A 24837-nucleotide genomic window follows, 5' to 3' on the forward strand; every position below is an offset into this window, starting at 1 on the left:
GCTTAACATGCAAAGTGTTGTCGATTATATATTATCCTTAGGAGCAACTATTTTTGTCCCTATTGTTCTTTTTATAGTTGGTTTAGCATTCCGTTTAAGCGTACTGAGGGCAATTAAAGCTGCTGTAACTGTCGGTGTCGGATTTTTAGGTCTCAATTTAGTCGTCAGCTTAATAGGTGATTATCTTTCACCATCTGTACAAACCATGGTTGAGCGGTTCGGCTTAAATTTATCTGTTATTGATTTAGGGTCAGGAACCTCTGCCGGGATTGCTTTTTCAACTACTGTAGGAGCTCTTATCATCCCGGTTATTTTTGGCCTGAACGTTCTTCTATTAATCAGCAAGCTTACCAAAACGATGAATATTGATATTTTCAATTACTCTCATTATGCACTGACGGGATCTGTAGTTGCTCTCATTACCTCAAACTTATTTTATGGTCTTATGGCTGCAATTTCGCACGCTATCTTCTCACTTATCGTTGCTGATTTAACAGCCAAAAAAGTTCAAAAGGTTATTGGCATTGAAGGGATATCCATCAGTCAGGGATTCGCTACTTCTACCGTCCCTTTTTATGCTCTGATGGATAAGATATTCGATAAAATACCGGCTCTAAACAATCGGAAAATGGATACAAACTTTATTCAAAAGAAGTTTGGAATGTTTGGAGATCCAGTGATTATCGGAGTTATTCTGGGCGTAATTATTGCTATATTGGCAGGCACAAGCTTCGTGGATGGCAGTCAGCTGGTCATTGTAATCACAGGTATTATGATCCTTTTCCCGCGTGTTATCCGGATTATTGTAGAAGGGCTGATGCCCATTTCAGATGCTGCGAAAAAATTCTTTCAAACAAAATTTAAAGGCAAAGAATTCTTTATAGGACTAGACTCAGCAGTTACATTAGGCCATCCGACAACCATTACAGTAGGAATCTTAATTATTCCTATTACACTCGTCTTAGCCGCCATCCTGCCGGGCAATAAAGTGCTTCCTCTCGCAGATTTAGCTTTTGCTCCTTTTTTTATCTGTATGGCAACGATCATGCATAAGGGGGATGTTATCAGAACGCTGATCAGCTCTACCTTCAATATGGTATTAGTGCTTTATATAGCTACCTTCTTTTCTTCTTATTATACAGACTTAGCCAGCGCTGGCGGATTTATCGAGTCTGCTGGCGGAACAGAAGTATCTGCATTATATATTGGAAATGTGTTTAACTTTATTATTACCATTTTAATGAGAATGGAAGTATTAGGATTTATTATCCTGGCACTATTTATTATCGTGCTGTACTACTTCGTATTTAAAAAGATAAATAGAAAAGAAGAGCCTGAAGAGACATCATAAATAATTATTACCTAATAGCACTACTGGAGGTTCTGGAATGAATCACAATAAAAACGGAAATACATTAAAATTTGATAAAGATATGATTATGCTGAATATCCGTGCCAGTTCATCGGATGAATTATTGAAGGAAATAAGTCAATTATTCTATGCCAAAGATTACGTCCATGATTCTTTTAAACAAGCAATTATAAAACGGGAAGAACAATATCCAACCGGGCTGAAAACAACTTCCATAGGTGTTGCTATTCCACATGCAGATCCAGTCCATGTGAAGCAGGAAAGCTTAGCTGTAGGAATCTTAAAAGAAGCAGTTTCCTTTAATGAAATGACTTCAGGTGAACCTCTAAACGTAGAAATCGTTTTTATGTTAGGGATTACGGATTCGGGTCAGCATTTAATCATGCTGAAGGCACTTTCTGAAATATTGAGAGATAAAGAAAAATTATTGCGCATTCGTTATGCTGCTACAAAAGAGGAAGTCTTTCAATGTATTCTTCCTTATATAAATGAATTACTAGAATAAACAAGCAGGAGGCTTTGAATAAAGTTGAAAAAACAAATCCTGGCTCCGTCCATTTTAAACGCAGATTTTCTACATTTAAGCAGTGAAATTGATATCGCTGAAAAAGGCGGAGCGGAATTTTTACACTTGGACGTAATTGATGGTGTATTTGCGCCCAGTATTTCATTTGGCGCTAATATAATCTACTCGGTAAGATCCTATACAAATCTGTTTTTGGATGTTCATTTAATGATTGAAAATCCAAGTCAATATATAGCTGATTTTGTCCGTGCCGGCTCTGACAGCATTACTATTCATGCAGAAGGAGCCACTCACCTGCACCGGTTAATCCACCAAATAAAAGAGTACGGCATAAAAGCAGGCGTTGCTTTAAACCCGGCATCACCAATTTCCTTGATAGAACCTATCTTATCAGATATTGATATGGTACTCCTGATGACCGTAAATCCCGGTTTCGGAGGACAGCCCTTTATTAAAGAAGTTTTATCAAAAATAACAAGGCTAAGCCAGTTAAAATCCAGCAAAGCGTATTCCTTTGCTATCGAAGTCGATGGCGGAATTACACCGCAAGAAGCATTGTGGTGCTCCCAGCGAGGAGCAAATATCTTTGTTGTCGGGTCCTATATCTATTATAAAGAAACCGAAACAGCAAAATTACAGGCAATGGAAAATATAAAAAAGTCTTTAGAAACAGGTGGTTTAAAATGAATATGAACGAACATCTGAAGGCATTATCCATGATAAATGCTGTCAGTTCACAAGAAGATCCAGTTATTGATTATATGTATCATTATTTTTCTAAACAAATGGAGTATGTTGAAGTGGATACAATAGGCAATGTGATTGGTTTCTTACCTTCCAACAAGTCAAACAGCAAAAGAATAATGATTTTTGCCCATATGGATGAAGTAGGGTTTATAGTAAGACATATTGATGAAGATGGATTTTTATTTTTTGAACGAATTGGCGGCGCTAATGTGAATGTTCTTCCAGGTAACCAGCTTCAGGTACTTGGAGATAAAGGAACGGTCACCGGCGTTGTCGGAACAAAAGCATACCATTTTTTAAAACCCGAAGAAAAAGGGAAATTTCCTGCACAAGATCAGCTATATATTGATATTGGCGCAGCCTCTAAAGAAGAGGCACATGAGAAAGGCATACAGGTTGGAAGCACTATCTGCTTTCAGGCAAACTATCTGGAAAGAGAGAACGGCTGGGTAACAGGAAAAGCGATGGATAATCGGGTTGCCTGCACAGTCTTATTAGAATTAGCAGAACAACTAAGTTCCACTCAAGCATCCTTAGAGTGGGATATATATCTGGTTGCATGTGTGCAGGAGGAATTTAATATCAGAGGTGTCCTGCCGGCAGTCAGGAAGATAAAACCGCATGTCTCTATCGGTTTAGATGTGACACCAGCTTGTGATACACCCGAACTGACAACTTATTCCGATGTCGGCTTAGATAAAGGACCTGCGCTTACATTTCTTAACTATCATGGAAAAGGAACACTTGCCGGTGTTTTGCCAGATTCAAAATTAATTCAAGCTCTAATAAATACTTGCCAAGTAAATAATATTAGCTATCAGAGAGAGGTAGCTGTAGGCGTCATCACAGAGAATGCTTTTATTGTTTTTGAAGAGGCAGGGATTGCTACTGCGAACATCTCTATCCCGACACGCTATACACATACACCTGTAGAAACAGTCAGTCTTCATGACGTGAAACAAACCATTCACTTATTATATGAATTTTTGACAAGCTTAACAAAAGAAAGTACTTTTGGAAAAGCAAGGTAGGTTATAAATATGCAGACAAAGAACATGGATTATAAAGTTTGTTTTCTGGATATTGATGGCACATTGGTTGATAATAACAAGCAAATTTCTAATCAAACCAAGAAATCTCTGGATCAAATAAGAAACAGAGGAGTAGAAGTGATTATTGCTACCGGGCGTCCTCCCTATCATTTTTCTGACATTGCGGAGGAACTAAAAATTAATTCATTTGTCAGTTTTAACGGTGCTTATTCTGTTTATAAAGGAGAAGTTGTTCATAAGCACGGAATGGATACATCCGCTTTGCAAAAACTTGTTCCATTCGCCGGGATGAAACAGCACCCGTTAGTTTTTTCCAGCGAACAAAAGTCTGTCAGTAATATTTGGGACCATAATGAAGTTATACAAACTTTCAAAGACTTACATTTAGATTATACACCAGAATTTCATCCTGATTATTGGAAAGAAGCAGCCTTGCTTCAAGCGATGGTATATTGTAAAAGCGGGGAAGAAATGGATTATATTCAAAAATTTCCGGAGTTATCTTTTGTCAGATGGCATGAATTCGCTATTGATGTCATGCCCCAATCCATTTCAAAAGCATCTGGTATTAAAGAAATGCTTTCGTTTTTAAATGTAGCTCCCGACGAGGCTATCGCTTTTGGGGACGGACTGAATGATAAGGAAATGCTGGATTTTGTAGGGGTAGGGATTGCTATGGAAAATGCACATGAAGAACTCTATCCTTATGCAGATATCATTACAAAATCAAATGAAAATGAAGGAATTACACATGGTTTAAAGCTTTTAAATCTGCTATAGATATATAATAATCCTTGTCCGCATCATGGACAGGGATTATTTTTGTATTTTCTCAGTTTTTATTAATTATTTGCTTCAAAGAATTATATTAAAGTCTGGAAATTACTTTTTCCAGTTACAATCGCTATAACTCTTCTATCAAATCCTTCACTAAACACAATAAACCTGTGAATATCATTTCCAATTGCACTTTCAATAAGAGATTGCACTCATTTAATAATCAATATATTCTTCGGAGTCTGTCTAAAATAATATTGACAACCTTCTATTATATTGGTAAGTTTATTTATAAATCACGGACGAAAAATAGTTCTAAACACATAATGTTCGGATTTAGAGAATAAATAAGTGCAACATGAGAGGAGCTTATGAAGTGAAAGGCAAAATCACAGAAAAATTATTCAAATTAAGAGCTAATCAAACAAATGTCCGAACTGAATTTATAGCAGGATTGACTGTGTTTATGACAATGCTGTACGTATTGATTGTCGTACCGGGTATGTTAGAGGAAGCAGGGATGCCAAAAGGTCCTGTAACAGTTTCCGTTATTCTGATGACTGGTGTCATTACAATAATAATGGGATTATACAGCAACAGACCTTTTGCACTTGCACCGGGACTTGGATCTGTAGCTTTCCTCGCCATAACGCTGACTGTTGCAGAAGGAATCCCCTGGCAGGTAGGCATGGGAATGGTTTTTATTTCTGGAGTATTATTTGTATTATTTACCGTCCTGGGACTGCGGCAGCTTATCGTAAAGTTGATGCCTCCTGCAATTAAACTATCTATTGGCGCAGGTGTAGGATTATTTATTGCATTAATCGGTTTTCGGAATGCAGGACTTGTTGTAGCAAGCGAAGATGCTAACGCACTCCAGCTTGGAGATATCGGTTCACCAAATGCAATCTTAGCTTTAATCGGTTTTTTAATTATGAGTGTTCTGCTTGCTCGAAATGTCCGCGGCCACTTACTGATTGGTATCGTCATTGTCACAATCATTGGTATACCGATGGGGGTTACAACCGTTCCTGATAAGATTTTTTCATTACCGGAAAGTGTCGCACCAATTGCATTTGAACTGGATATTATCGGAGCATTAAAAATTGCATACTTTCCATTGATTCTAGCCTTTTTTATACCAGATTTCTTTTCCAGCTTAGGTACAATGCTGGGTGTCGGAAGCAAAGGAAACATGCTGGACAAGAACGGCAACCTTCCAAATATTGATAAACCTTTTTCTGTTGATGCAGGTGGGACAGTGCTTGGATCATTGTTCTCTGTGCCAGTCATGACAACATATGTTGAATCGGCAGCTGGAGTAGAAGCAGGTGGACGGACCGGGTTGACTTCGGTAACTACAGGCTTTTTATTCTTACTAACTTTGTTTATTACACCTGTCATTATGATTATTCCTACAGAAGCTACTGCTCCAGCCTTAATATTAGTCGGCTTAACAATGCTGTCCGCAGTACGCAACATAGATTTCAGTGATGTAACAGAGTCACTGCCGGCATTTATGACCATCGTTATTACCATCTTTACCTTTAACTTCGGAAATGGTATTGCAGCTGGAATTATTATCTTTGTTTTACTGAAGCTTCTTTCCGGCAGACATAAAGAATTACATTGGGGTTTATATATTTTACTGATACCATTAGTATTATATTTCATATCACTAACGAATTAATCGATTACTTTAGGAGGTTTTCATTTGTTTACAAGAGAAAAAATTGTATCTGCGGCAAGAGGCGATACGAATATGGATATAGTCATACGTGAAGCAAATCTGGTAAATGTATTTACTGCAGAAATATACAAAGCAGATATCGGTGTGAAGGAAAACCGGTTTGCAGCTGTAGCACCATATAAAGATAATAAGCCTTCTTTCCAGATAAACGGAGATAAGGAATTCAACGCAAAAGGGAAATACGCGATTCCGGGATTAATCGATTGCCATGTTCATATTGAAAGTACAATGATTACGCCAGACATGTTTGCAAGGGAAGTTCTCAGACATGGAACAACCGTTGCTGTTATTGATCCGCATGAAATTGGAAATGTAATGGGGGTTGAAGGGGTAAAATACATGATAGATGCAAGTAAGGGCCTGCCCGTAGATATTCTTACTACTATCCCATCTTGTGTACCTGCAGTTCCTGATCTGGAAACAGCCGGAGCTGAATTTCACCCGGAGGATATTGAAGAAATGCTGCAATTGCCTAATGTAGTCGGCATTGCTGAATTAATGGACTATGTCGGTGTCATCAAGCAGCACCCAAGAATGGCCGGGATTGTTCAAAAAGGATTAGAAGCAGGCGTGCGGAATGAAGGCCATCTGCCAAGAGTATACGGCAGTGATCTTGCTGCTTACTTAGCAGCCGGGGTGGATTCTGACCATGAAAGCCGGGCGACCGATGAAATTTTAGAAAAGCTGCGGGCTGGAATGCTTATTTATATCCGGGAGTCCAGCATCAGCCAATTTGCCGACATCGCAGCAGAAGCTTGGAAGGAAGTCCCTTACGTCAGCAACATTGCTATGTGTACGGACGATGTAGAGCCAAATGATATGTTAAAAAATGGTCAAATGAACCGTGTTGTCAGACGTTGTATTGAAGAAGGCATTCCGGCACCATTAGCAGTTCGCTACGGGTCTTTGAACGGGGCAATACGCTATGGTTTAAGAGACCGCGGAGCAATTGCTGCCGGATACCGTGCTGATTTTTCATTAGTTGATTCTATAGAAAAAATGGATGTCACAGACGTATTTGTAGAAGGAAAGCAAATGGTGGCAAACGGAGAACTGACAGAGAAATTTACCAGCAGTGTCCCTCCATTACTTAGAAACACCGTACAACTTCCAGCATTAACGGAGGAAGATTTATTGATCAAGGCACCATTCCAAAATAGTACTGCAACCTTAAATACGATGGAGATGCAGCTTAATGGGACAACTGCAAAAGGAACAGTAAATGTTGAAGTGACAGATGGTATGATTCGGGAGCTTCCTGATAATTATGCATTTGTAAGTGTCATTGGCAGACACGGTCAAAATAAGAAACCATTTGTAGGTGTCATTAAAAATTCAGGGCTTCGTCATGGAGCATATGCAACAACCATTGCTCATGACAGCCATAATTTGGTGGTAGCTGGTACAAATGCAAAGGATATGTTAATTGCAGTCAAGCAGCTTGAGCAGTCAGGCGGCGGATTATGTCTTGTAAAGGATACAGAAGTACAAGCACAATTAGATCTCCCGCTAGCTGGTTTGATGTCGCCAGAACCTGTAGAAGAAATTGCTGTAAAAGTAGAGCATTTTAATGAAACGGCAAAATTAATGGGAGTAAAGGTTGGAAGACGTTCTCCTGCAATGGCCTTTTCATCACTCACACTGACTGTTATACCTGAAATTCGGATATCTGATGTAGGTTTAGTTGATGTGTATCATCAGGAATTGCTTCCTTTGTTTGTTGAGGAGTAATTGTTGTTTAATGCAAAAACGGAAAGATAATTCAAATGCTTAATGGACAGCTTTCCATTTCCGCTTTAAATAGCGAGTAAAATCGAAATAGAGAAAAAGGTACGGAAATAAATATTTACTAAGTTTTTGATTCAACAAATTAAACTTTGAAATAATTATATTATCCAGGAATTTCAAGATAGACTGTATAAGTAAGAAGGAATTTGGTTCAGCCCCTTCTCACTTATACAGTTTTTTATTAATTATATCCTCTCATGTGTAATACTTCTTAAAATGAGTATTAATTCTATAGGCAGATTTTTTCAGCTTAATTAGGTATTCATGCATACAGTTGTTTGTATGCTGAACTAACCGAAGGAATGGTCTGAAAATAGACAGTAGATGCTCTCTCTATAAAAAAGCATACATAGAACTTCAGCAAAAAAGATCACTATCTTACCGAAAAAATCTCTATACACTTTATTTTAAATTGAAGCTATTTGACTTACAATAAGATATATTGAAAGGGACACGTATGACAATGAAGGCTACGTATGACATAATAGATTTATTTGAAGAATGTAACTAAAGTGGGTGTGGAAATGATAAAAATTTTGTTAATAGCACCGTATACCGGAATGACACAGGTTGTTAAGCAATTAGATATTCCAAAGGATTTTCAACTGGACATAAAGGTAGCAAACCTGGAGGAATCTATCTCGCTCGCAAGGAAAGCAGAAGATGAAGGATATGATTTAATTATCAGTCGTGGCGGGACGGCAAGTCTAGTAGAGAAGAATGTTTCGATCCCTGTTATACATATTGATATTACAGGGTATGATATGCTGCGTGTTTTTACATTGATACGGGGAGCGCAAAATACCGTCGCTTTTATCGGATTTGAAAATATATGTCGTGGTGCAAGAACTCTGAATGATATATTGGACTATGACGTAAAAATGTTCACCATTCATAAACGTGATGAGGTACGATTATTATTAAATAAACTAAAAAATGAAAATTACGAAATTGTAATTGGAGATGTAGTGACCGTTGAAGAGGCTCAAAAAATCGGTTTGCGTGGTTTTTTAATTACATCTGGTAAAGAGGCTATTTTTGATGCGTTTGATGAGGCAAGAAGAACATATCATATGTTTCAAAAAGTTTCTTATAAAACAGATCAATATCTGCAAATCCTCCAATCCCTACCAACAGATATCATTGTTATTAACCAGCAGGAGAAAGTTCTTTTCAATAACCTTTCCCCGAATAAAGAAAGAATAGTAAAGAAATTGCTTTATGATAAAGAATTGAGAAAGAACATTCATCAGGCTTTGTCACTAAATGAAAAACAATGGGCGCATATAAGCTCAGAGAAAGAGGATTTTGAGTTACAAATATTCCCTGTTACAAGCAGAGAAACTAAGCTAGCCGGGATACATTTATGTTCATACAAAAAGAAAGATGAATCAGCAGCATTTCGCATGTTAACAAAAAAGATACATCAGCCTATCCTCGGTGGCAGCACCTATGCCCAAAGTATTAAAAATAAAATATATGCGTTTGCAAATACAACTGATAACTTGTTTATTTCAGGTGAATTTGGAACAGGTAAAATGACCATCGCCCAATCGATTCACTTTCAAAAGTTTGAAAGCAATCACCCTTTATTTATTTTGAACTGTGAAATCATAGATTCTGATGATCTGAAAACTCTAAAAGACAGGTGGGTTTCTGTTCAAAAAGGAACAGCAATTTTTGAACATGTTGAGAGTTTATCACCGACAAATCAAAAGCTTCTGATTGAGCTGTTTCATCAAATTCCGGAATCTTTACAACTCATTTTTTTAGCCAATGAACAAGCGTCATCCTTAATAGAGAAGAAACATATTTTTGTCTCATTAATTGAAAAAATCGATCCGATTTTTATTCATACACAGCCTTTACGCAATCGAAAAGAGGATCTAAGAGAATTTATCTCTTACTATTTATCCGAATTCCACACCAGATTCGGCAACGAAACGTTAGGAATTCGTTCGGATGCGCTAGAAATACTTATGCGCTTAGACTGGCCGGGAAATTTGGTTGAATTAAAAAAGAAAATTCGTGAATTAAGTCTTCGTGCTGTCGGATATTATATTGAAAACAAAGACGTGAAAGAAATTTTACATGAAGACGCATTGAAAGAGCAAAATAAGCCTCTTGAAAATAAAGGCTTCTATATTCCACCCGGTTTGACTTTAGAGGAAATGGAGCAAAGAATTATCCAAAAGGTGTTAGAAGAGGAAAAAGAGAACCAAACACGTACCGCCAAAAGGCTGGGAATGAATCGTACAACTTTATGGAGAAAATTAAATGATAAATAAGTCTACTTTTTAGAAAATACCATACATGCCACCAACCTTTTTATGAACAGGTTTGGTGGCATGTATGGTATTTTTTTCAAAAACAACAAACTAAATTGTTTCACAATGAAACAATTTAGCGGATATAGGTATTTAATATGTATAAACTCCAAAAAAATGTTGCTTTTTTATTCATTTAGTATTATCATTTTAAATGCAAACGCTTCACTTCATTTTATTGTTTCAATAAGAAACAATAAACTATTATACAAGGGGGGAGAAAGAATGAAGATAAAAGCAACAATCGAAAAGATCCCTGGGGGAATGATGGTTGTACCGTTGTTGATTGCTGCAACATTAAATACTTTCGCACCAGATTTATTAAGAATTGGTAACTTTACACAGGCTTTGTTTGTAGACGGTTCCAGCACTTTGATTGCATTGTTCTTATTATTTACCGGGGCACAAATTAACGTAAAAAATGTAGGGGTAAGCCTGGGCAAAGGAGCAACTTTATTAGCTACAAAATGGATAGTAGGTGCACTTGTTGGATTACTGGCATTTTCTATGATGGGCGATAATGGACTGTGGCTTGGACTGGCTCCAATCGCAATTATTGCTGCTATGACAAACAGTAATGGCGGTCTCTATGTAGCACTCGTAGGACAATACGGAGATAAGACAGATCGTGCAGCTTATTCTTTATTAGCATTAAATGATGGTCCCTTTTTAACCATGGTAGCATTGTCAATATTTGGTGTCATGGGCTTTGTAGAAGGGATGTTCTCTTTCGTTTCCTTCCTGTCTGTATTACTGCCAATTCTAGTCGGTATGATTTTGGGTAATTTAGATGAAGACTTGAGAGAGTTTTTCCAATCAGGAAGTTCCGTACTTATTCCATTCTTCGCTTTTGCGTTAGGGATGGGTATTGATTTTTCTAGCATCATTGAAGGCGGGTTAGGTGGCGTGATTTTAGGCCTGTTGACAGTGTTCGTAACTGGTACAGCAGGGTATTTCATCTTTAAAGCAATGAAATGGAATCCAATCGCTGGTGCTGCGGAGGGGTCTACTGCTGGAAATGCGGTAGCTACACCAATGGCAATTGCTTCTGCAGGTCCTGCCTTTTCAGCTAATGTAGAGTTAGCGACTGTGCAAGTTGCTGCAGCAGTTGTTACAACAGCAATTCTACTGCCATTTTACGTAGGGTTTCTGGTAAAACGTCTAGAAAAAAAAGGCATCAAGGTTCCTGACCATTATATAAAAGTAAATGAAAAATGATTGAGATAGTAAAGTAGGTGTTATAATTGGTGAAACAAATCGCTATAATTGCAGATGATTTAACTGGAGCAAATGATAGCGGCATTCAATTAACAGAAAAAGGAATTAATACTTCTGTTCTATTTGAAATTCCAAAACAGATGAATCTTCTCAGCGAAGGTGTCGTAATAGATACAAATTCAAGAGCATTATCAAGAGAAAAAGCAATATCCATCACAATGAAATCAGCGAAATTTATCAAAGATCTTCATTATAATCATGTCTATAAAAAAATGGATTCGACACTTAGAGGTCATATCGGCCACGAGCTGCAAGCAATGAGCAGTATATTAAATCCAGAATTTCTTGTAATTGCTCCGGCGTTTCCTGGTATGGGGCGGGTGACAAAACATGGGTATCACTATGTCCATGGACAATTAATTGCAGAGACAGAAATTGCAAAAGATCCAACTCACCCTGTGACAGAGTCCTATATTCCTGCCCTAATAGAGCAACAAACAGAAGAACGAGTCGGACTGCTTACAAAAGAGGATTTACAAAGTGATGAGCATTTCCAAAAAAAACTAGCCATCTTGAAAGCAGACGAAATTAGAATGATTTGCTGTGATGCCGAAACAGAACAGGACTTAAAAGTGCTCACTCATAAATTTTCAAAAGAAACGAACCGTATCATTTGGGCAGGATCTGCTGGACTGGCAGAAGTTCTCCCACAGGTATTAGGAATTGAAAAGAAAAAGCAACATATTTCCTACAAACATTCTAGCGTAGCCATGACAGTGTGTGGCAGTTTATCTGAAAAAACACAGGCACAAATTCGTTATGCAATCCAGCAAAAAAATGTAGCAGGTATCGAGTTAAACCCGCTGCAAATGTTTCAGGATGATTGGAAAACACAAAAAAAAGAATATAAAAATATATGTGTAGAAATGATTACTCAAAATAAAGACGTTGTCCTCTATGTGCCATCAAATGAAAATATTCGCACACAGGTAAAGGAATTAGGCAAGAAAAAAGGACTTTCCAATAATGAAATAGGAGAAACCATTTCAGATAGAATTGCAAAATTAGTAGTAGATATTAAAAATCAGCTTCCCAATCTGAATCGTTTTGTCCTGACTGGCGGCGATACAGCGAAGTCCATTACAAAAAGTTTGGGAGCAGTCGGGATGCATCTTATTAAGCAGCTTGAGCCTGGTATTCCGTTAGTATCGTTAGTCGGCAAGGATGGAAGTCTAGTAGTAACAAAAGCTGGAGCATTTGGAAAAGAGGATTCTATTTATCATGCCATGCAGGAGTTGAAAGGAGAAACGACGACATATGAGTAAAAAACCGATTATAGGTATAACCATGGGAGACGCGGCAGGTGTAGGCCCCGAAGTAATCGTTAAAAGTCTGCAGAAACCAGAAATTTATCAGAATGCACATCCCATTGTTATTGGTGATGCTAAAATATTACAACGTGCTGCCAAAGATTTAAACTTGGAAGTATCCATTAGCAAAAAAAGAAGTGATGATGATTTAACACAAACGTCATATGGTGAAATTGCCTGCGTGGATCTAGATCTTATTCCCAAAAGTTTAACTGTTGGCGAGGTATCTCCGATAGCTGGTGATGCAGCATTTCAATATTTGCAGACAGCCATTCAATTGGCCAATGAAAATAAAATCCAAGCAATTTGTACAGCACCATTAAATAAAGAAGCACTGCAAAAAGGTGGGCACATGTATCCGGGACATACGGAAATTCTTGCTGATTTAACAAACACAGAAGATTTTTCCATGATGCTGTCTTCACCAAAATTAAAAGTGATTCACGTTACAACGCATATTGGTTTATTGGATGCCATCCAAAAGATTAAACCGGAACGTGTATTCAATGTGATAAAATTAGCGGATAAAACATTAAAAGATTCAGGAATTGGACAGCCAAAAATAGGTGTTTGCGGAATCAATCCACACGCAGGAGAAAATGGCCTTTTCGGCTATGGAGAAGAAGAGGAAAAAATTATTCCTGCTGTTCATTTGGCTAAAGAACAAGGTATTGATGTAGAAGGCCCTTTACCGGCAGATACCTTATTCTTCCGAGCTCAGCGCGGTGACTTTGACATCGTTGTTGCCATGTATCATGATCAGGGCCACGGTCCAATAAAAGTACTTGGTTTGGAAGCCGGCGTAAATATAACGGTTGGTCTGCCAATAATCCGTACCAGTGTTGACCATGGAACTGCTTTTGATATAGCAGGTAAAGGAATAGTGGATGAAGGAAGCATGTTGGAAGCACTAAGACAAGCGATTGAACTGGCACCGAAGTAAGAAGTTTTCGAGACTGGAAAAAATATAAAGAGTAGGAGAAGGGTCTTCCCTTTTCTCCTACCTACCATTTAAAACGTATATGCTAATTTCTCATATACAGTCTAGATTGCATAAACTTTTCAGCTTTCTCGAGTTAAATAAGATTCATTCCATAAAGGAAGTTTCGTTCCAATATTACGTTGAAGTGCATTTTGATAAACCTGGTACCCCCACGCTACATCCTCTGTAGGCAGTCCGCCCATCATACAGATAATGATTTCATCTTCTGAAGTCCTGCCCTGCTTATTACCAATGATAATATCACCAATATCATCAATTTCATTATCGTATTGGTTGTTATGAATAAGATTTAACAGCTGACCTGACATTGTCCAATCAAGTATACTGGCTATTCCATCTGGATGACTCAATCCATCCTCTAGCCACTTTTCATGCATTGACCATAGATCTGATACAATTCTATATTTTTTTAAGGTAGATTCTTCAAATTCAGCAGCACCTGTTAATAAAATTAAAGCCCCTTTTTTTATAAATTCTTCTTTGATAAATGGTTTCGTTTTTCCAGAAGTAGCAACAGTCAAAATATCAGCTTGTCCAGTACAATCATTTATATCTCCGACAACTTCAAATTCTACATGTAATTGCTGGCTTAAACGGTTTGCAATTTTTTCACCCTTTTCTACATTGAGATCATACAACACAACCTTCTCAATAGAATCGATTGTGTTCACAATTGCGGTAATACAAGACTGGTTAATCGCTCCGCCGCCCACAGCACCAAGTACTTTAGCTTCGCTTCGAGCAAGATATTTACTAAAAACCGCCGGAACCGCTCCAGTTCTAGTGGAACTTATTAAATTACCAGCCATTATCGAAAGTGGCGCCCCGGTATCTTTATCATTGAGTGTAAACGTATGAATCGATCTGGGAAGCCCTTTATTTAAATTTTCAATGTTTGAACCGTACCATTTATTTCCTATTACATCAAAGTCTCCACCCAAATAAGAAATTAATGACATAAAACGTCTATCAGGCCCTGCTTTAGGAATATTTTCAAAAGGTTCTTCTTTATTAAACCATAGCATTAAACCATGGTCATTCCGATTTGGCCCAGCTAAAAGATAGTCACCCTTCCCCATTAGTTTGAACATTTTTTCAATTGTTTTAATACATTCATTCATGTCCAGTACTCCAGCCTCAATAATTTCTTCTTCTGTGAGGTATAGTAATTCAACCATTCTAGACATATAGAATCCCTCCTATGTTTGTTATAATAAAAATAAGCTGCTACATAAAAAAACGCTTTCAAAAACAGATGGCAAAACTTATTAATGTAATATTAGATAATAATATATCACTCAAAAAGGTATTAGTAAACCTTAATTTGTTAAAAAAGGAATTATAATTCCTTTTGAACAAGTAAATTTTATTATAATAGGAGGCTTTTAAATGGGTAATCAAAATGTATTAAAAAAGATAATAAATCAAAAAGAAAGTCTGCCAAAAAAGCAGAAAAAGTTTTGTGAATTTATTATTGATAATTACAGAACTATAGGTTTGGATTCGATTGGTGAGATGTCCTCTAAAGCAGATGTTGGAACTACTACTATTCTGAGAACTATCAATAATTTAGGGTACAAAACGCTCAGCGATTTTAAAAAAGATTTGCATAAGGCAGTTATTGAATCACAAACCCCAAAATGGTGGGATTTTAAAGATAGTAATACAAACAATAAATCAGGCAGTGAAATTGTAAAATCAACTTGGGATAAAATTAATTCTCTCCAGAGTTACACAATGAATGACGATTTTGTGCAAGGTATTTTAGATACAGTCGATTTAATGATACATGCCTCCAGAATAAATATATTTGGTCTCAGATCTTCCAGGTCAGTTGCATTATACCTGGAAAATTCAATTAATCAATTTTACCCTAAATGTAATCAACTAAGCTATGAGCCTCATTATGTTTTTGATAGAATGCATAACTTTAATGAGGATGAAATAATTGTTTTAATAGCGTTATCTCCATATACTCAACTCACATATGATGTTGCAAAATATTGTGCAGAAAAAAAACTGAAGATTATCCTGATTACAGACAGTGATGAGAATTCAATGATTCCTTATGCAAATATAACAGTATTCCTATTTAGATCTGAAGATCACTATACACTTGTCCCAGCTATTTCATTGGTTGAGACAATAACCGTTTTATTAGGAATAACGATAAATGAGGACAGCGCTTCTAAATTAGATGAAATAGGGAAACTATTAGCACAACAAAATATAACAAAAACATAATTACTCAACTTTCGCAGCTAGAAAGAAGCATTCAATTTAACTAGCCGTAAAGCTTATTACTGTTCAAATATGGTCGTTGACATTAGAAATAGGTATAAAAAAACACCTCAACTTTTGGTATAGTGTAATTGACTAGAAAACACTACCAATACAGAAGAGGTGTCTCCTATATGATAGCGAATAATGACCAAAATAATCAACTACCAAATGAACTTTCTTCCATCTTTAAAGAATTAAACGTGTATAAGCATCTTAGAAAAGCTGGTATTACAAAGTCTGTCGGTTTTACTTGTGCCTATCTTTTTCAATTGATTTTTTGTTTGATCTTTGAAAATAAGAACTGGTATCAAATACTTCAAAGTAACAAAGCGAGTGATTGTCCAGAGAAGAATGCTGTCTATCGTTTTTTAAACAAATCTACCTTCGCTTGGAGAAGGTTCTTACTATTTCTAAGTGCTCATACCATTGGAAAAGTAACCAGCTTAACGCGTCATGATCGCCCCAAAGTATTGATTGTAGATGATTCTTCGTATGATCGTAACCGCAGTAAATCGGTTGAATTATTAGCTCGCTGTTTTGACCATGCATCCCAAAAGATGCGCTTTTATAAAGGGTTCCGTATGCTCACGCTTGGTTGGTCAGATGGTGCAACGTTCATTCCCGTAGACTTTTCTTTATTGAGCTCGAAGAAAAGCCAAATAAATGGCATATCATCAAAAATTGATAAGCGTAGTTCCGGTTATAAACGCAGAGTAGAAGCATTACAAACCGCACCTGAGCAACTACCAAGTATGGTGGAACGCGCGATGAATGCCGGTATCGATGCTTCCTATGTGCTGATGGACTCTTGGTTCACGTATCAGCCTCTCGTTAAGGAGATAAAAGAGCAAGGCTTGGACGTCATTGGCATGGTAAAGAACTTGAAACAGCGTTACCTTGTGAATGGCCAACGTGTAAGCTTAAAAGAACTTTATCGTTTTGCGAAACCAACAGATGGAAAGAAAGGCATTCTTCGTTCGATTCATACGACACAAGCGAATGGCATTCCTATTAAAGTTGTCTTTGTTCGTAATCGGAATAAAAAGAGCGAATGGTTAGCTATTCTAAGCACCGATTGTACACTTAGTGATCAAGAAATCATTCGTATTTATGGGATGAGATGGGACATTGAAGTTTTTTTCAAAACAACAAAATCTCTTTTAAAACTTCAAAAAGAGTTCCAAAGTCGTTCGTATGACGGCTTAATTAGTCATACGACCATCGTATTCGCACGCTATATTGTTCTCTCGTGGCAAAACCGATGTAGCACAGACGAGCGAACACTTGGCGGCATGTTTTATGAATTGTGTGATGAAGTTAGTGATCTCGATTGGGCTGTGGCACTTCAGCAGTTGATCGAGCTTCTTGAAGATGCCTTGAAAATGAGCAATAAAAAGGTACAAAAATTAATCAAAAGTCAAGTCCAACAATGGATTGCAGGTTTACCCAGCTATATCAGGGCTTACCTGCCTATTTCAGTGTGCGAAAGTTGAGTTATTATTAAAGGCATTTTGATACAATTTTTTAATGACATGTGCTTTCGTGCATGTCATTATTTTTAAGTATTTAGGAATTTAAATACCAAAATAAAATAAAAAAGGTTTGATTTATCCAAAATGAATGCTATACTTTCTTTTAAATATGAAAATTCTATCTTATTTTATTTTGGTAGCGTTTTCAAAAAATAGGAGGGTATTTTATGCAGTATAGAATTGGTGTGGACACCGGTGGTACTTTTACAGATGTCGCATTGGTATCTGAACAGACTGGAGAAACTTTTATAACGAAAGTTCCTTCAACTCCCGAGAATAGTTCCATTGGAGTTATGAATGGACTCAAACAAATCTTATCTGAAAATAATATCAGTGGTCAAGATCTCTCTTTTTTCATTCACGGTTCCACCGTTGCTACGAACACCTTACTAGAGAAAAAAGGAGCAAAAACAGCTTTAATTACAACTAAAGGATTTAAAGATGTGATTGAGATAGGCAGACAAACCAGGCCTAAATTATATGAATTTAGAGCCAGAAGATCAAAACCTTTAATACAAAGAAATTTAAGATGGGAACTGGATGAAAGAATAAATGCTGATGGAGAAATAGTCAAAAAAATAACAGAAAATGATATTCAGCCAATATTAAAACAAATTACGGAAAACCAGGTTGAATCTTTAGTTATCTGCTTTATCAATTCTTTTCTAAATGCTGAAAATGAGAAGAAAGTAAAAGAACTCATATTGCGGCAGAATCCGGATCTTGCAATTACACTCTCATCTGATATTTTACCAGAAATCAAAGAGTATGAAAGAACGAGTACAGCAACAGTTAATGGTTATGTCATGCCTAAAATGCAACTATACTTAAGAGACTTAGAGAATGCACTTTCCGAATCTGGAATTTCCAGTGATTTATATATTATGCAATCTAATGGCGGCGTTATTACAACGGACACTGCTGTGGAAATGCCTGTAAGAACTGTTTTATCCGGACCTGCAGGGGGTGTTATCGCCGGCACAGACATAGCAAAACAAACAGGTTTACAGAATTTAATCACAATTGATATGGGAGGAACCAGTCTGGATACAGCATTAATCGAAAATGGTATACCGCAATACACAACTAATAGTAAAATTGATGATTTTCCTATTAATGTTCCCATGGTAGAGATGCATACCATTGGTTCAGGAGGAGGTAGTACAGCCTGGATTGACAGCGGAGGTGCATTACGTGTCGGACCACACAGCGCCGGCGCAGTACCGGGACCAGTTTGTTACGGAAAAGGTGGTACAGAGCCAACTGTGAGTGATGCAAATGCTATTTTAGGACGTATTAATCCAGATTCTATTTTAGGTGGCCGAATGAAAATGGATATAGATAATTCTCGTAAAGTTATGAAAGAAAAAATAGCAGACCCTCTCTCTCTAAGTGTGGAAGAAGCAGCAGAAGGTATTTTAAGGGTTGTAAATGCAAATATGGTCAGGGGAATTAGAGTTATTTCTGTTGAAAAAGGACATGATACAAGAGATTTTTCTTTGCTCGCCTTTGGTGGAGCAGGACCACTTCATGCAAGTGATATTGCAAAAGAGTTAGATAGTAAAAATATTATTATACCACCTAGCCCGGGAATTACTTGTGCATCAGGTATGTTGATTGCTGATGTCAGACATGATTATGTGCAATCCTATATTTCTAATACAGATCAACTGAATATAGATGAACTAAATACTATTTTTGAAAAAATGCAAAGGAATGCAAAGGAAGCCCTTAAGAAACAAGGCTTCTCTGATGAAAAGATACAACTTCATCTCAGTATAGATTTAAAATATAAAAACCAAGCCTATGATTTAAACATCTCTCTAAGTGGAAATTCAGTCCACACAGAAGCGATAGATCAAGCAGTCAAAGACTTTCATAGTACACACGAAAAAATTTATGGCTTTAATAGAGAAGATCAGGCTTTGGAAACCGTTAATGCAAGAGTAACTTCTTTCGGTATGATTGATAAACCTGAAAATAAATCTACCGCGTCCATTTCTAACCAGGACGATACAGAATTCAAATATAGAAAAGTATATTTTGATGGACAATACTTGGATACCAAAATAGCTGATAGGGATAGCCTGTTAAAAGGCAACGAATTAGTTGGTCCAGCTATCATTGAACAATTGGATTCTACAATCGTTATACATCCAAATCAAAAAGCTCATACGGATGAATATAAAAATCTGATTATCGAGAATCTATTAGCTTAATTTGAGGAGGTTTTACAATGAGCAAAATTGACGGAATTACTTTAGAAGTTATGAAAAATTCTTTCTATACTATTGCAGAAGAAATGGGCGTTACTTTAATTAAAACAGCATTATCAACAAATATTAAAGACAGAGTTGATTGCTCTACAGCCATTTACACGAAAGAGGGAGAATTAGTTGCACAGGCAGAGCATGTTCCTTTGCATTTAGGTTTAATGCCTTCTGTTGTGAAAGAAATCCTTAAAATGTATCCTGAGGAGAAATTATCTCCAGGTGATGCAATTTTAATTAATGACCCTTACATTAGCGGCTCGCATTTGCCAGATATTTTTATGATAAGCCCTATCTTTCATAAAGGACAACTTGTTGCATTAGCCTCTAACATCGCACACCATGTAGACGTTGGCGGCATGGCGCCAGGTAGTATGTCAGTAAAAGCAACAGAAATATTCCACGAAGGATTAAGGCTGCCTGCTATTCGAGTAAGAAAAAACGGCAAATTAGATGAGGAAGTTATAAGACTTTTGGAAAAAAATGTTCGAACAGGTGAAGAAGTATTGGGGGATATCTATGCACAATTAGCAGCAAACACAGTAGCGGAAAAAAGAATTATTGACTTAATTGAAAAATATTCTATTGAGCACGTACGAGAAAGCATGCATGAACTTATCAATTACTCCGACCGGCGCATGAGATCTGCAATAAAAGAAATTGAAAACGGCGTCTATGAGTTTGAGGATTATTTAGAAGGTGATGGTATCACGGAAGATGAGATATTAATAAAAGCAAAAATAGAAATACTTGATGACTCTATTACAGTTGATTTCCAAGGCTCTGACAAACAAGCTAAAGGCCCTGTTAACTCAACACATGGTGTCACAAGTGCATGTGTATTTTATGCTTTAAAGTCCTTATTAGATCCTGATGTACCACCAAATGCTGGAACATATAAATGTATTCATCTCAATGCTCCAAAAGGAACAATTGTAAATCCAAATTTCCCTGCCCCAGTTTCCAATGCGAATGCGAATACATCGCAACGAATTACGGACACGATATTTGGAGCGCTGGCAGAACTTCTTCCTGAACGATCCATGGCAGCTTGCTCAGGTACAATGACTGGCTTCTCTATTGGCGGATTTGATTATGTTGATAGAAAATATTTATCCTATATTGAAACATACGGAGGCGGTCAAGGTGCATTAAGCGATATGGATGGTATGGATGGAGTGCATACCAATATGACAAATACGCTGAACACACCAGTAGAGGTAATTGAACAGACGTTTCCTTTCCAGGTAAACAATTATTGTTATGTAGATGGCAGTGCTGGTGCCGGCAAACATCGGGGCGGCGTCGGTCTACAAAGAGAGATAAAGCTTTTAAAAGACGGATTTACTATTACATTAATGGCTGACAGAGAAAAAAATAGTCCGTGGGGATTGTTTGGCGGACAAGGAGGACGAACCTCCAGCTGCACATTACAAAAAGAAAATGGCGAAGTGATTCATTTCCCCTCTAAAGTAACTAGAGAAGTTGACAAACACGATACAATAACGCTCCGTACTGCGGGTGGAGGCGGATATGGTAACCCCGAGAAAAGAGCAGCAGAAAGTGTCCTTCAAGATGTTATCCTGGGCTTTATAAGCATACACCAAGCAAAAGAAGACTACAAAGTTGTAATAAATAATGACTTTACGATTAACGAAGAAGAAACAACTCATTTAAGAAACGCATACTGAAGTGAATGGAGGGATTCAATGTCTAAACAACAAGTAAGAGAGACATTTGATGAAATGGAACAAGTGAAATCGCCACCATTTAAGAATATCGGTTTATTAATTTTATTGCACGGAGCAGCTATTCTATATGTGTATATTTGGGAACTTATTTTAGGAGCATCATAAAAAAGGAGGGATGTATACTATGGCTTTAACCATATTTATTGTATATTTCGGCTTCCTTTTAATTGTTGGACCAATTGCCGCAAAAAAGATGAAGAAAAAAGATTCCAGCGATTATATTTTAGCCGGACGATCTGTACCTACTTGGTTAGTAACTGGAGGTATTATAGCTACTCTCATTAATTCTGCCACATTACTCGGATATGGCGGGAGCGGGTACTCTTTAGGGATATCTGCATATTTTGCAAGCTTGGGGTTTGTTGCTGTCTTAATGTGGATGGGTTATACCTTTATACCGAGACTCCGCAAAACAAATATTGTCACACTACCTGAATTATTTTCAAGAATGTTTGGATGGAAGCATAAAGTGGTGGCAGTCATTCTGGTAATGTGCCGTGATTTGGGTGTCACTGCAGGAGCCTCAGTAGGAATGGCCGTAGTGCTAAGCTCTGTATTTAACCTTTCCTTCGATATGGCATTGGTAATTACTTTATTCATTACACTTTTTTTCACTGTAACAGGCGGTATGTGGGCTGTCATGTTTACAGACACTGTTCAAGCTATTTTCTTAGTCGTCGGCACCACCATTATGGTTCCATTAGCTGTAATGTATATTGGGGGCTGGGATACCTTTTTAAGTGCTATTCCAGAAACACATATAGATATGTGGAACGTGGGAGGCATGCAAACATTTGGGTGGATTGTGTCTGGGGCTTTGACATGTATTGCTTATCAAACACTAATCCAGCGGGGACTGTCAGCAGATTCAGATAAAACAGCTAAGAATTCCTTTCTTTATGCTGGAAGTATTGCTTTAGCCTGGTATATGGTACCCTTCTTGATAGGAATTCTTGCTCTGGTTATCTTCCCAGGTATCAGACCAGATGATGCATTTTTAAGATTAACTACACTATTTGGCAGCGTAGGAAGTATATTATTTGCAGTAATTGTCGTCTCATCATGTATTTCAACATTAAGTTCTACTATTCTAACCACTGCTTCCAATATATCTAATGATATATACAAACAGTGGATAAAGCCAGACGCGGAGGAGAAAAGCGTTGTACTAGTATCCAGAGTTTCTGTAGTTGTTGTTGCTATTGCTGGTGCTTTGATCGCACGTTCTTTACCTTTTATCTTGGAGCTTTTATTAACAGGTGGAAGAATTATGGCAGCCTCACTAGCCCCTGTTCTTATAGCTGCAGTATTCTGGGCTAGGGCAAGAAGAGCATATCATAGCACAATTTGGGCAATGATAGCGGGAGCTTTAGCTACAACAGCAGCCATTATTATAGGCAGTCAAGCCGGTGCCGAAGATGGCGGTGTTGTATTTGTATGGTCGATTGATCCTATTTTGTTAGGTTTACCTATTACACTTCTTATCTTGATTGTTGGGACGTTTGTAGAGACGCGAGGTAAGGAAATTGCAATTATTTATGAATCAGAGGATGAGGATGTTGTAGGTAACTAGAAGAAAGAACTTAAACGACCACCTGCTAAAGCAGGTGGATTTGGACATAAATGTCGGCGACTAAAATCGCTCTTCAGGCTGAAGTCCTGCTCAAAGCGCTTAAGCTGAAGCATATTCAAAATAGGACTGAACTCACTCTTCAATTTTGAATATATCATCTTTGTTTTCATTAAATTGATTAGCTATATAATTTCTTATTATCTCTTCCGTTACTGTTCCAACTGTGGCGCAAAAGTATCCCCTTGCCCACAAATGCTGTCCCCAATATCTTTTCTTGAGTTCTGGAAATTCATCCTGTAATAATCTTGATGATCTTCCTTTTAGATACTGCATGATTTTACTTGGGGCAATACTTGGAGGACAAGATAATAATAAATGGATATGATCTTTACCAACACTACCTTGCAGGATGGTTATTCCTCTTGCTTCACAACCTTGCCTAATCAATTCTCTTGCTCTTACTGCTATATGACCTTGCAACACCTTATATCTATACTTTGTTACCCATATAACATGATACTTGATATCATATACTGCATGACCGCTTTTTCGATATCCGTCCATACCATCACCTCATCCATTAGTATGGACAAAAAAGATAAGGTTAAAAGCTCCACCGTCTAAAGACGGTGGAGCTGGACCACGCATTTGGAAATTAAACTTTTTTAATCAGGTATACACACTGATTTTTCACAGCTAAGCCCATATACAACAAGCAACAATTCTTAATGAAATGAATAATCACAGTTTCATTAAAAAATTGTTGCTTGTAATTTTTTTATCAGCATTTAATTCCTTTAATTACTGGTGTAAGTTTTAAACCCTTCTAACGCTTCATCAAGCTCTTCTTCTATCAACGGATTGACGCTATTCAACGTATAACTTCCATAGGAAAGCAAGGCTAACTCTTCAATAGCTTCAGCCCTTCTATAAGCATCAGCTAATGTATCTCCTACAGCTACAACTCCATGATTAGCTAACAATACACCATTTGCATCTCCCAATGTCTCTACAACATATTTCGCAAGCGATTCAGAACCATATCTGGCATATGGTGCAACAGAAACTTCTCTGCCAATATCTGCAATGACATAATGGACAGGAGGAACAGGTTTATGAGCACAAGCAAAAATGGTAGCATAGGTAGAATGTGTATGAACAATCGCTTTTATTTCTTCTTTTTGTAAATAGATATTTGAATGCATTGGTGTTTCTGAAGAAGGCTTACGGTATCCTTCCACGACTTTTCCTGTTGTAAGATCCACTTTCAATACATCTTCTTCTGTCATTTCATTATAAGGAAGAGCGGAAGGCGTAATATACATTATATTCCCTTCTCTCACACTTACATTCCCTGCTGTTCCCGCTACCAGTCCGGTTTCATAGCACTGTTTTGCTATTTTTACTATTTCGCTTTGAATAGACATAATTTCTCTCACTTCCTTCGCTTTTATCTAAAATCCCTCTACATCCATATAAATCTTTGCATGTAGGGAAA

The 24837-nt window shown here is 37.3% G+C and carries 20 protein-coding genes; 17 read left to right on the forward strand and 3 right to left on the reverse strand.

What is annotated here, in order from left to right:
• Positions 1–7: 7 nt before the first annotated feature.
• From BN1068_RS09480 to pdxA, 11 genes are all read left to right on the forward strand, one after another.
• Positions 8–1351 (forward strand): PTS galactitol transporter subunit IIC, encoded by a 1344-nt coding sequence (locus BN1068_RS09480; RefSeq protein ID WP_077602616.1) that lies wholly within the window; start codon positions 8–10, stop codon positions 1349–1351.
• Between the two features lie 37 nt (positions 1352–1388).
• Entirely contained in the window at positions 1389–1877 is a 489-nt protein-coding gene (locus BN1068_RS09485; protein ID WP_077602617.1) for a PTS sugar transporter subunit IIA, read from the forward strand.
• Between the two features lie 24 nt (positions 1878–1901).
• The gene (rpe, locus tag BN1068_RS09490) at positions 1902–2585 is read left to right on the forward strand and encodes a ribulose-phosphate 3-epimerase (protein ID WP_077602618.1); all 684 of its coding nucleotides are present in this window, start codon (positions 1902–1904) and stop codon (positions 2583–2585) included.
• On the forward strand, positions 2582–3676 hold the full coding sequence (locus BN1068_RS09495) for a M42 family metallopeptidase (RefSeq protein ID WP_077602619.1): 1095 nt from the start codon (positions 2582–2584) through the stop codon (positions 3674–3676). Before rpe ends, BN1068_RS09495 begins: the two co-directional genes overlap by 4 nt.
• 9 nt (positions 3677–3685) lie before the next feature.
• Entirely contained in the window at positions 3686–4477 is a 792-nt protein-coding gene (locus tag BN1068_RS09500) for a Cof-type HAD-IIB family hydrolase (RefSeq protein ID WP_254846741.1), read from the forward strand.
• A gap of 373 nt (positions 4478–4850) precedes the next feature.
• The gene (locus tag BN1068_RS09505; protein ID WP_217697312.1) at positions 4851–6164 is read left to right on the forward strand and encodes an NCS2 family permease; all 1314 of its coding nucleotides are present in this window, start codon (positions 4851–4853) and stop codon (positions 6162–6164) included.
• A 24-nt stretch (positions 6165–6188) separates the two neighbouring features.
• The gene (gene ade / locus BN1068_RS09510) at positions 6189–7955 is read left to right on the forward strand and encodes an adenine deaminase (RefSeq protein ID WP_077602621.1); all 1767 of its coding nucleotides are present in this window, start codon (positions 6189–6191) and stop codon (positions 7953–7955) included.
• Positions 7956–8536: 581 nt separating this feature from the next.
• Complete coding sequence (locus BN1068_RS09515) at positions 8537–10300, forward strand: sigma-54-dependent transcriptional regulator (RefSeq protein WP_077602622.1); 1764 nt, start codon at positions 8537–8539, stop codon at positions 10298–10300.
• A gap of 264 nt (positions 10301–10564) precedes the next feature.
• Entirely contained in the window at positions 10565–11557 is a 993-nt protein-coding gene (locus BN1068_RS09520; RefSeq protein ID WP_077602623.1) for a 2-keto-3-deoxygluconate permease, read from the forward strand.
• A 29-nt stretch (positions 11558–11586) separates the two neighbouring features.
• Positions 11587–12882: a four-carbon acid sugar kinase family protein gene (locus BN1068_RS09525; RefSeq protein ID WP_254846742.1), complete on the forward strand. Its 1296-nt coding sequence runs from the start codon at positions 11587–11589 to the stop codon at positions 12880–12882.
• Positions 12875–13870: a 4-hydroxythreonine-4-phosphate dehydrogenase PdxA gene (gene pdxA / locus BN1068_RS09530; RefSeq protein WP_077602625.1), complete on the forward strand. Its 996-nt coding sequence runs from the start codon at positions 12875–12877 to the stop codon at positions 13868–13870. Before BN1068_RS09525 ends, pdxA begins: the two co-directional genes overlap by 8 nt.
• Positions 13871–13989: 119 nt before the next feature.
• Here the strand turns inward: pdxA and BN1068_RS09535 are convergent, their stop codons facing one another.
• Positions 13990–15117, reverse strand: coding sequence for a tyramine oxidase subunit B (locus tag BN1068_RS09535; protein ID WP_077602626.1), 1128 nt, complete (start codon positions 15115–15117; stop codon positions 13990–13992).
• A gap of 202 nt (positions 15118–15319) precedes the next feature.
• Here BN1068_RS09535 and BN1068_RS09540 point away from each other — a divergent pair, with 202 nt between their 5' ends.
• The 6 genes from BN1068_RS09540 (at position 15320) to BN1068_RS09560 (ending at position 23339) form a co-directional block, all read left to right on the forward strand.
• Entirely contained in the window at positions 15320–16174 is an 855-nt protein-coding gene (locus tag BN1068_RS09540; protein WP_077602627.1) for a MurR/RpiR family transcriptional regulator, read from the forward strand.
• Between the two features lie 170 nt (positions 16175–16344).
• Positions 16345–17706: an IS4 family transposase gene (locus BN1068_RS09545; protein ID WP_077600813.1), complete on the forward strand. Its 1362-nt coding sequence runs from the start codon at positions 16345–16347 to the stop codon at positions 17704–17706.
• A gap of 206 nt (positions 17707–17912) precedes the next feature.
• The gene (locus BN1068_RS09550) at positions 17913–19964 is read left to right on the forward strand and encodes a hydantoinase/oxoprolinase family protein (protein WP_077602628.1); all 2052 of its coding nucleotides are present in this window, start codon (positions 17913–17915) and stop codon (positions 19962–19964) included.
• Positions 19965–19981: 17 nt separating this feature from the next.
• Positions 19982–21706: a hydantoinase B/oxoprolinase family protein gene (locus BN1068_RS09555; RefSeq protein WP_077602629.1), complete on the forward strand. Its 1725-nt coding sequence runs from the start codon at positions 19982–19984 to the stop codon at positions 21704–21706.
• An 18-nt stretch (positions 21707–21724) separates the two neighbouring features.
• Complete coding sequence (locus BN1068_RS23600; protein WP_175637119.1) at positions 21725–21871, forward strand: hypothetical protein; 147 nt, start codon at positions 21725–21727, stop codon at positions 21869–21871.
• A gap of 19 nt (positions 21872–21890) precedes the next feature.
• On the forward strand, positions 21891–23339 hold the full coding sequence (locus BN1068_RS09560; protein ID WP_175637120.1) for a sodium:solute symporter family protein: 1449 nt from the start codon (positions 21891–21893) through the stop codon (positions 23337–23339).
• 132 nt (positions 23340–23471) lie between these two features.
• Here BN1068_RS09560 and tnpA read toward each other — a convergent pair whose 3' ends face one another.
• Both tnpA and BN1068_RS09570 read right to left on the reverse strand, forming a co-directional pair.
• Positions 23472–23903, reverse strand: coding sequence for an IS200/IS605 family transposase (gene tnpA / locus BN1068_RS09565; protein ID WP_077602631.1), 432 nt, complete (start codon positions 23901–23903; stop codon positions 23472–23474).
• Positions 23904–24136: 233 nt separating this feature from the next.
• A complete protein-coding gene (locus BN1068_RS09570) occupies positions 24137–24766 on the reverse strand; it encodes a class II aldolase/adducin family protein (RefSeq protein ID WP_077602632.1) in 630 nt (209 codons plus the stop codon).
• Positions 24767–24837 lie beyond the last annotated feature (71 nt).

Source organism: Oceanobacillus sojae, from assembly GCF_900162665.1.
In the GTDB taxonomy this organism is placed as follows: Bacteria; Bacillota; Bacilli; order Bacillales; family Amphibacillaceae; genus Oceanobacillus; species Oceanobacillus sojae_A.

What these genes read in the sequence shown, in the direction of transcription:
- tnpA (WP_077602631.1), bottom strand. Translation starts at nt 23,903, where the DNA reads ATGGACGGATATCGAAAAAGCGGTCATGCAGTATATGATATCAAGTAT.
- BN1068_RS23600 (WP_175637119.1), top strand. Translation starts at nt 21,725, where the DNA reads ATGTCTAAACAACAAGTAAGAGAGACATTTGATGAAATGGAACAAGTG.
- BN1068_RS09570 (WP_077602632.1), bottom strand. Translation starts at nt 24,766, where the DNA reads ATGTCTATTCAAAGCGAAATAGTAAAAATAGCAAAACAGTGCTATGAA.
- BN1068_RS09485 (WP_077602617.1), top strand. Translation starts at nt 1,389, where the DNA reads ATGAATCACAATAAAAACGGAAATACATTAAAATTTGATAAAGATATG.
- BN1068_RS09550 (WP_077602628.1), top strand. Translation starts at nt 17,913, where the DNA reads ATGCAGTATAGAATTGGTGTGGACACCGGTGGTACTTTTACAGATGTC.
- BN1068_RS09535 (WP_077602626.1), bottom strand. Translation starts at nt 15,117, where the DNA reads ATGTCTAGAATGGTTGAATTACTATACCTCACAGAAGAAGAAATTATT.
- BN1068_RS09520 (WP_077602623.1), top strand. Translation starts at nt 10,565, where the DNA reads ATGAAGATAAAAGCAACAATCGAAAAGATCCCTGGGGGAATGATGGTT.
- BN1068_RS09555 (WP_077602629.1), top strand. Translation starts at nt 19,982, where the DNA reads ATGAGCAAAATTGACGGAATTACTTTAGAAGTTATGAAAAATTCTTTC.
- BN1068_RS09495 (WP_077602619.1), top strand. Translation starts at nt 2,582, where the DNA reads ATGAATATGAACGAACATCTGAAGGCATTATCCATGATAAATGCTGTC.
- BN1068_RS09560 (WP_175637120.1), top strand. Translation starts at nt 21,891, where the DNA reads ATGGCTTTAACCATATTTATTGTATATTTCGGCTTCCTTTTAATTGTT.
- BN1068_RS09545 (WP_077600813.1), top strand. Translation starts at nt 16,345, where the DNA reads ATGATAGCGAATAATGACCAAAATAATCAACTACCAAATGAACTTTCT.
- pdxA (WP_077602625.1), top strand. Translation starts at nt 12,875, where the DNA reads ATGAGTAAAAAACCGATTATAGGTATAACCATGGGAGACGCGGCAGGT.
- BN1068_RS09515 (WP_077602622.1), top strand. Translation starts at nt 8,537, where the DNA reads ATGATAAAAATTTTGTTAATAGCACCGTATACCGGAATGACACAGGTT.
- BN1068_RS09480 (WP_077602616.1), top strand. Translation starts at nt 8, where the DNA reads ATGCAAAGTGTTGTCGATTATATATTATCCTTAGGAGCAACTATTTTT.
- BN1068_RS09540 (WP_077602627.1), top strand. Translation starts at nt 15,320, where the DNA reads ATGGGTAATCAAAATGTATTAAAAAAGATAATAAATCAAAAAGAAAGT.
- BN1068_RS09500 (WP_254846741.1), top strand. Translation starts at nt 3,686, where the DNA reads ATGCAGACAAAGAACATGGATTATAAAGTTTGTTTTCTGGATATTGAT.